The sequence below is a fragment of the Frankia torreyi genome (assembly GCF_000948395.1).
In the GTDB taxonomy this organism is placed as follows: Bacteria; Actinomycetota; Actinomycetes; order Frankiales; family Frankiaceae; genus Frankia; species Frankia torreyi.
In genome coordinates this window covers 1-9,379 of record NZ_JYFN01000111.1, presented here as the reverse complement: position 1 = coordinate 9,379, position 9,379 = coordinate 1, and the positions used below count along the sequence as shown (strand labels likewise).

General features: G+C 70.4%; 1 protein-coding gene and 1 pseudogene. Both read left to right on the top strand.

Annotated elements, in window-relative coordinates:
• Positions 1–1,189, top strand: a pseudogene (locus FF36_RS36590) (hypothetical protein); the annotation flags it as partial.
• A 7,659-nt stretch (positions 1,190–8,848) separates the two neighbouring features.
• Positions 8,849–9,379: hypothetical protein (locus FF36_RS36585; RefSeq protein ID WP_206778500.1), on the top strand; the 531-nt coding region annotated here is incomplete at its 3' end.

Here is a 9,379-nt window from a genome sequence, read left to right as displayed (position 1 = left end):
GTCGGTGACGTCGATTGTTTCGGCGGCGGAGTTGGATGAGTTGTTTGCCTGGATGTCTCCGCATAATCCGGGGTTGACGCGGGATCAGTTGGAGAGCGATCTGATGATGCATGGGCATCCGACGATCGTGGTGGGTTTTGATCCGGTGTCGGGTCGGACGGTGACGGTGCCGGCTCGGGTGAGTGGTGAGCTGAGTCGGGGGTCTGATGGTCGTTGGGTGATCAACGACAAGTCGGGCCGGTATATGAGTAAGAAGGTGCGGGGTAATCCTTCGACGGCTGATCTGACGCGGTGGATGTCGAACGTGGCTGATCTGATGTCGGCGCATTTCGGTTTCCCGGTCGGATTCGAACTTCTCAAACACGCCGACCCTGCCCCCGCGGCTCTGCCCCCCGCAGCCCCGGTGCCGGCGGACCCCGTCCCGCCGCCGGCCTACGATCCCGCGGCGCCTGTCGACCCCGCGGCGCTCGGAGATCCAGCCGCACACGTCGATCCCGCTCCGCCGGTCGACCCTGTGGCTCCCGGGGATCCAGCTCTGCTCGTCGACCAGGCTGCGCCGGCCGGTTCCGCGGTGCGGGTTGATCCGCCGCCGCAACCCGGTGCCATTCCGCCGACCGATGATCCGATCCTTCCCGTGGTGGATGCGGCCACGACGACCGCGGACCCTGTCCAGTCGTCGGCCGCGCCGTCGGCGGTCGACCCAACTCCGATACCGGGGAGCGAGGAGCCTGATCTGTTGGATTGGGTGCGTCTGGATCTGCAAGCCCGTCCTGCGAATCGGGAGATCGGCGTCGGCGAGATCCTGCGGGTCTACCGTGGCCTGCGCGCCGAGACGGCGAACCAGGGCAAGGCGACGAAGGTGCTCGCCGGCGATGTGGCTGCACTGCTGCGAGGCGAGCCGCTCGGACGGCTGCTCGGCGGCGCCCCGGGTAACGCGGCGGATCTGGGCCTCGGCACTCCTCTCGAACCGCCGGTTTCGACTCCGCCGGTTCCGCCGATGCCGTCGCGGCCGGCGCCGGGCCGCCCGCTGACCCTGGACCTTCCCGCGCTGGATCCGGACGGTGACCAGTCGGCCGAGCACACGATGGCCTCACTGGATGGCAGTCTGGCATCGGTCGAGCCGACGGCCCCCGACATCCGCGGCACCCGGAACACCCAGGACAGCCAGGGCCCCCAGGGCCCCCAGGACNCCCAGGACNCCCGGATCAACAATGCCCGCACCGCCGGTAATACCAGTAATGCCGGTGTCGCTGGTAATGCCAGTGGTGTAGGGAATATCGCCGACGGCGTCGCCGTCAGAGACTCCGCCTTCGAGCCCGGGAATCGACCGCTGGAAGAGCCGCCGCGCCAGGTGGACGCGCACGGAGGGCAGCCCGGCCTTCAGGTCCCGCCCCGAGGAATGGCCGCCCCTCAAGCCGAAGCTCTTCCGTCGGGCCCCGACCATCCGGCCGGGGGTCAGACGACCNCCCCGCGGCCTNCCCCGNCCCCGCCGTTGACGACCCCGCAGCCATCGGTGACGCCGGTGACGGCTCGGTCTGCGGACGCGAACACGGTGCGCCGGTCCGGTAATGTGGTCAGGCTGCCCGACGGCCGGTCGTTCCGGGTACGCAACGTCCCCGGGAAAGTCGGGGACTGTTTCCCCTGGGCGCTCAGGCTGAGCGCCCAGCAGCAGATTCAGCCCGGCGCCACGGCGTCGACGTCGCGGGCCCCCGCAGGCCTGTCGAGTTCCGTTCCGATCAGGAATTTCCGTTCCGAGCTGGCCCGGCGGTACCGGGAGGAGGTGCGCCAGGCCGCCCGCCGCGGTGAGACCCATCCGGACGCCGTCCGGGAGATCGTGCCGCTACTGCTCGGCGATCTTACGGACAATGCCGTCGTCGCCATTCTGCAGGATGCCGGGAGGAGCATTACCCCGACCCAGAGGCAGATCGATGTCTGGTCTCGGGAGGAGCAGCACCGGGCGGCCAGGAATCTGCTGGCCGACCGGCGGGCCGCTGCCGGAGAGGACCGGGCGCAGGCGTGGGACCGGGTGCGCGACCTTTCCATCGAGCTCGTCGAACAGGAGGTCGGCCGCCAGCCCGCGCCCGATCCCACGGGGTTCGCCTTGACCGACCCTCATCTACGCGCCCTGCGCGCGGACCTCGGAGACTGGTTGAGGGAGAGCCCCGCCACTCGGTTCCGGCTGATTCAGCCCTGGCTTCCCCGGCCCATGGCGCCCGTCGTCCCCTATGTCCGGGCCGCGCTCCTGCGAGACGGCCGGCTGCCCACGTTCACCGACCTGCTGGCGTCGGCCATCGAGGACCGCGATCTGTGGAACACCCCGATCGGCGAGGAGGTGCCGGGCGCGATCGCCCGTGTCGCCGACCTGGACATTCGCGTGTTGCAGGCGGGGCAGGAAGAGCTCGGGCTCAACGAGGCGGCCGTCGGCCGCCCCACCGTCTACCTGCTACGGAGCCATAACCACTACCTCGGGCTGGAGCCGATCGTGCGCCCGGGCGTCACCGGCCCGACAACTCCCTCGACAGCGCGCACGCCGACGGCTCCTGCGACGCCGGGCAAGCTCGGGGAGGGCAACGGACCGGACGTTCCGAGCCCGACCTCGCCGACGCCGGCATCGGATGCCGCCGGAGGGAAGAAGGCCGGCCCGTCGTCGCCGTCGTCGAAGTTCGAGCCGAAGCGCTGGCTGGAGAAGACCAGCGGCCGGCCGGGCGGTTCCACCTTCCCGCCGCCCGCGAGAATCTCCCGGCATGGCCGGCTGAGTGCCTCGGACACGGTGATCGGGCTGTATCCGGGGGAGAACGATGCCTACCGGTGGATCGAGCAGCAGCTGAAGGAGCCCCTGGGTGGGGCCTGGGCGGAGATCGAGCCGGATGTGCGGAACTTCGTCCAGGCCTCGGTGATCAAGGCGCGGATCGCCGGGATGTCCCGCGGTGATCGGCGTCGGCTCACGATCAACCAGCGGGGATGGACGGGCACCATCACCCTCGATGCCCTGGTCCGGGACTTCTCGCCCGTCCGTGAGGTGCAGAAGTTCGAGTTCGAGAGTGGCTCGGAGTCGCAGGGCACCGGAGGTGATCTTCATGAGTCGCGGTGGAGAACCAACGTCAATCTTCCGGTGCGGGCCACGACGCCGAAGTTCCAATGGACCGGCGTCCTCGGCCGGTACTGGGACTCCAGTCACGGGACCAACGAGACGAGCAGCGGGCGGACGGTCGCGAAATCCAAGGTGGTCGAGCCTGCCACGCTTTACGACGGTACGACTGATCTCGGCGTCACCATCGATCTCCGTCGCCTGAAGGTCGGGAAGAGTATCGCCCCGAAACGCCAGGTGTTCGCGATCGGCACGCGGATTGCGACGCCGAGCGCCGACAGCCCCGACGCCGACGGCAGTCCTCGGCTGCCCGAGACCCACTACACGGCTCCGCAACGGGTGCAGCGGGATCACCGCCTCGGGTCCACGGACGTCGTGCTGGACGTGCACCCGCTGATGCTGAAAGGGATGCGGTACATGCGGGACACCCGCGGCATCGAGGGGGTCCTCGACGACCTCGATCTGTCGGGCGCCACCGTCTACGGCTCGATGTGGCCGCGGGTGAAGCAGGAGATCCTCGCCGAGGTCGACCTGGACCGCATCCACCAGCACCTGAAGGGAATGATGTCCGGTGATCCGCTGGCGGTGAGACTGGAGTCGGTCGACGAGACGCTCGAGATCTCCGCGGAGCTGGTCGCGCTCAACCATGTGCGGGCGACGGCCCAGACGGAGTTCAACTCCGGCACCGAGACCTACCGCTTCACCTCCGACCAGCGCATCACCTCCGACGCTCTGCAGCTCCCCGCGGGCGGCCAGTTTCTCGGCACGGCGAAGACCGCCTTCGACATCACCGGCACCGGAACCGGGCAGATAGGCCGGGACACGGTCGTGCTGAGGGACTCGCTGACGAAGTCAGGCGTGGCGAACAAGACCAAGAACCCCAACGGGCAGAAGTTCGACGGCCGCATCAGACTGACCTTCCACCTGCGCAACAAGCCGGCCGTCGGCTCGGTGCGGACGGCCCAGCCGACGGCGGAACTCGGCATCACCACGGTGATCGAGACGGACGAGGCGCAGCGGGTGGACAAGCCGGACCACTGGGTGGCCATGCCGACGACGCCCGCCCCCCACCCGACCCGGCCGAGACGGGCCGCAACGGATCCGACCGCGCCGACCGCGCCGACCGCGCCGACCGCGCCGAGACGGGCCGCAACGGATCCGACCGCGCCGACCGCGCCGACCCCGCTGACCCCGCTGACCGCGCCGATCGCGCTGACCGATCTGACCGCGCCGGCGCCGACAACCCCAGGGGCGGCGGGCTCGACGACGTCGGCCGACGACGACACGCCCCCGCCGGTCGCGCCTCGCGACGTACTGGTGCCGCCGGCACGGATCTGGAGCAACGGTCCGGGAACGGGGCTGCGGGACACGGACACCGTCCGCGACCTTTATCACATGGAGCGTATCCGGGCCGCGCTCGATCAGCAGGGTCTGGCCTTCTTCGGTGAGCGCACCTGGAACGGGATCCGCCAGGAGGTCCTGACCTGGTTCAACCGGGATCGGCTCGCGGCCTACCTGGCCTCGATGACACGGGGAGCCGTCCTCGACGGCCCGGAGCTCAACCAGCGGGACGTGCCGCCGAGGGCGTTCATCCAGGCACGGGCGAAGGTCACGTCGACCACCTTCCGGCGGATAACGGGGACCGAACTGTCCCCGCAGGACGAGACGAGCGCGCAGTTCTCCCGGCGGCGGCTGAACTGGTGGAGCCAGCAGACGACCGCGGTGCTCGGCGGTGTCCCGACCTTCGCCGGTGGGGAGGTCGCACTGCAGGGTCTGGGGGGCAAGGAGTTCCGGCGCCGGACCGGCTGGCGCCTGCTCAGCTCCGGAAAGATCGTCGCCGGTGCGAAGTTCCCCACCCGGGTCGGGATCTTCGACAGCGACGTCGAGTTCACCTTCACCTTCGGCGCCCTCGCCAAGAATCATGTGTCGACCCCGGCGACGGTGCAGTCCGAGATCACGATTCCCGAAGGGGAGGGATTCCGCTTCCCGGACTCCATCCTCCCGGCGACCAGGATCACCGCGAACACCCACCCGGCGGAGCTGACCGCCCATCAGGCGGAGCTGGACGCCAAGCCGACGACGCGGACCGACAGCGACCCGGCACCCTCCCCGGTGCAGCCCAGCGGCTACATCGTCGGCAAGCCGTCCGCGTCGAGCGAGAGTGTCCACGCGCCCGCCAGGGTGACGGACGAGCGCCGGATCAGTCCGAGCGACATCGCGCTGAGCATGGGTGCCGACGACCGGGTCGTCATGCGGGCGGTGACCCGCGACCTGCAGCCGCTGCTCGGATTCCGCTGGCGGCGAAACGAGCGGCGGCTGAACCGACGTTACGAGGGCGACCCGCTGCGGGCGAGACTGTCGGAACTCTCCGGTGGGGAGGAGGTGACGACCAAGGTCAGGGGCTTTCTCGTCTGGGGCAAGGTGGCCGTGCGGGCCGAGATCGGCAACCTGGCCTACCACGAGCCCGTGCCCGGCATCGAGATGGAGAGCGGGACCGAGACGTCGCATTCCCTCGGCGGCAACATCGACTCCCGCAATCGGGACGTCGTGCTGTTCCCGGAGAAGGTGAAACTCGACGGCCCCCATCTGAATATCAACGCCACCGCCGCCTACAACCGGGACAAGGCGACCTCACACGCCGGTTTCGGCGGCGGACGTACCGTTGCCAAGGGCAAGACGGTGGAAACAGGGGCGCATTTCAAGGGACCCGTCCGCTTCGTCGTGAGCTACGACCTGCGTCGCCTGGGCTTCCCGCTGCGCCGGGGGCCGCGGACGGTCACCATTCCCGACGCCTCGGTCATCTTTCCGATGCGTGACACCCGGACCGGGACGGCCGGCCAGCCGCCGGTCGACCGGACCCCCGCCACCGCCTTCGCCCCGCCGCCGCGGATCCGGCAGACGCGCCGCCTCGGATCCTCCGACATCGTGCAGGACCTGCGCGGCCTGCCCGCCACTGCCGGCGATCGCCTGCGGGGCATGGACGACATCCTGCGCCACCGCGACGTCAACAAGGAGGGCCGCCGGGTGTTCGGGCACCGGTGGAACGCGGTCAAAGACAGGATCAAGAAAGAAGTGCCCCTGGTCCGTCTGCAGTACGACTTCCGGTCCATGACCGCGGGCGACCCGATCGAGGTCGCGGTGCCCGGCGGCCGCGTCCTGATCACCGCGTCCCTGCCGGCGGATCTGCCGCACGTGGGCAACACCGACCAGACCGAGTTCAACACCGGCACCGAACAGAGCAGCGCCACCGCGACGACGGACGGGGTCACCGCCTACGGCATCTCCCACAGCGTCACCACCACGACGCAGATCTTCTACACCACGGACCCCTTCGGAAAGTCGCCGTTCAAGGGCCGATTCGGCGGAAACGTGATTGCCCAGGCGGGCAAGGACGACATCATGACCCAGTCGATCACGTCGCGCGCGGCGATGACGACGAAGACGAAGAAGCCGGGCGCGGTTTTCGACGGCCGGGTCCTGCTCCACTTCCGCATGGAGCGCAATCCCTGGTACGACAAGCCCAGAGTCGGGATTCCCGATGCCCACGCGCGGCTGCGTGTCCTGACGGAGCAGGCGGAGGCCGAGGCGCGGCCGGCTCCGGACCGTCCGCAACCGGCCAAACCGGCCAAACCAGCCGCCCCGATCCCACCGGCCGCGACTCCGGTTCCGCCGGCGCGGATCTGGAGCGATCAGGCCGACCGTGGTCTGCGGGACACCGACGTCGTGCGAAGCCTGCCCGAGACCGCCGGCCTGCATCAGGCTCTCGACCTCGCGGGCCGGGAGTTGTTCGGAAAGCGGACGTGGCAGAAGGTCGGTCCCGCCGTCCGGGCGGCGTTCAGCAACCCGAACCTGACCGCCTCGCTGACGGGGATGACCCGCGGCGAGCCCGTCACCGTTCCGCGGCTGCTGAACAACGTGATCTCCAGATCGACCTCCGTCTCGGCCACCGCCCGGATCCTGCACCTCCGTCACCTGCGAACCGACGAGGCCGCCGAGCTCAATCCGGTCAACGAGACCACCACCGCGGTGTCGCGACGAGGGCAGTACTGGACGGCCGGCGGCCTGCAACCCCAGGTCGGCTTCGTTGCCGCCGCTCCGGGGGCGGACGTGAGCCTCGACCTCGTCGCGGGTCCGACCTACCGGACGAGGAACACCGACGTCGCCGGCTCGGCCGGGCGGGTGCTGGGCAACGGCAAGTTCCTGAGCCCCACGGCGAACTACGAGGGATTCGTCGAAATCTCGATCACCCTCACCCATGGCAACACCACCCGCGTCGTCACCGGCGTCGTGCCGGTGGAGCTGGGCTTCCCGGTCGAGGAACTGTCGATCGACTTTGATCCGGGCACGGTCACCACCTTCGACCTTCCCGGGGACGACGGCGTTTCCGTCCAGTGGTACGGGCCGCGGGACATGGACCTTCCGGAGCCCCGCGTCCCGGCGCCGACGGCGCCTCCCGCAGAGGAGCCGGGGGAGTCGTGGCGGGCCATTGGGTTGGAGCTGGATATCCCGGAGGGCGTGCGGGTTTTTGGACCTGCGGATCTGCGGGTGTTCCAGCGTAACCATATTGATCAACTCGCCGACGAGATTGCGCGGGAGGCGGCGCGACGGGCTCGGGCGGGGGAGCCGGGCCTGGTCGTGCACCTGGAGGGTGGGGGTAGCGGTCAAGCGGTTGTTGTTGGCCGTGCGGTGCGGTCCGGGGGTTATCGTGCGCTGTCCGCCTGGCAGGTGCTGGCGCCGGTGCTGGCGCAGCGGCTGCAGGCGGTCGGCCTGCCGGCCGCGGCGGTCGGGCACGAGACGCACACGCGAGGTGCCGGTCCCACGTCCGCGCCGATGCAGGCCGACGAGGCAGCCGCTTCAGGGCAGACGCGGGAGCAACGTCGGGAGCGTCGTCGGGTATCGATCTGGCTGGCCGAGGACCCGACGGTCCGCCCGCCGGTCATCGGCCCACTGGCCACCTCGGCGCCGGCGCCGGAATCGGCCGACGCGAGCACGCCTGCCCCCACGCCGCGTCCCGGTCAGCAGCCCGCCCCGCCGCTGGTGGCGCCTGTCCCGCGGCCGGTCGAGCCGGTCTCGCCACCGGTGCAGACGGCGTCCCCGGAGCTCCCGGCCCCCGCAGCACTGCCGCCCGATTCCCCGACGCCGCCGGCCTCCGGTGCGCCGGCCGGCGGCCGTTCGCAGGAGCCGGGCCGGCCGGGGTCCTTCACGCGCGGCAAGCAACCGGTCGTTCCNCGACGGACATCGTCGTTGCGACCTCCGCCGGCCGTCGCGCCCGCACCGCCGCCGCTGCCGCGCGGACCGGAATCCGTCTCCCCGATGCCGCCGGCCTCCGGTGCGCCGGCCGGCGGCCGTTCGCAGGAGCCGGGCCGGCCGGGGTCCTTCACGCGCGGCAAGCAACCGGTCGTTCCCCGACGGACATCGTCGTTGCGACCTCCGCCGGCCGTCGCGCCCGAAGTTGCCCCGCAGACCTCGTCGTTGGGCTCTCCGCCGGCCGTCGCACCTGCTGTTCTCCAGCGGACCTCGTCGTTGAGTCCTTCACCGCCCGTCGGTCTCCCCTCGGTCCTGGAGGTCCCGGAGGAGGACCTTACGGAGGAGGGCCTCCCGCTGCAGGATCCCCAGTCGCGGCAGCCGCCCTCGTCTGGCGTCGCCCAGGACGATCAGTTGGCGATCTCCGAGCAGCCGAGGGACGGCGGTGCGACTCCGTCGGCGCCTGAGCCACTCGATCCGTCCGCTGTCCCGGCCGAAGGGAGTCCCCGGCGGGCTGTGGATGTCGACGCGATCACCGTCGCTGCGCCGGTTGCCGTGAGCGAGCTGGCTGTTCGGTCCTTGGCGCCGTCTCGTGCGGTGGATGAGGAACGGGAGCTCCTGCAGTCGGTGCGGGCGAGGTGGCCGGTCGGGTCGGCGCGTCAGGAGCCTGACGATGGGGAGATTCTGGCGGCGTACCGGGAGCTTCGGGCGCTGCCGCAGAACAGGCGGCGGCTGACGAGCACGCTGGTCGACGGTGTGGTTGTGGTTCTTCACGGTGGCCGGATCGGCGGGCTTTTCGGCGGGGCCGGTCTCACCGATTCGCCCGGGGAGCCGGCCGACCCGTGGCGGGCCATCCAGTTGGAGCTGGACCCTCCCGACGGGTTGCGGGTCTTTGGGCCTGCGGATCTGTCGGTGGAGCAGCACGCCGACCTTGATCAGCTTGCCGAGCAGATTGTGGGGGAGGCGGTGCGGCGGGCTCGGGTGGGGGGGCCGGGCCTGGTGGTGCATGTGGAGGGTGGGGGCAGTGGTCGGCCGCTTGCTTTTGGC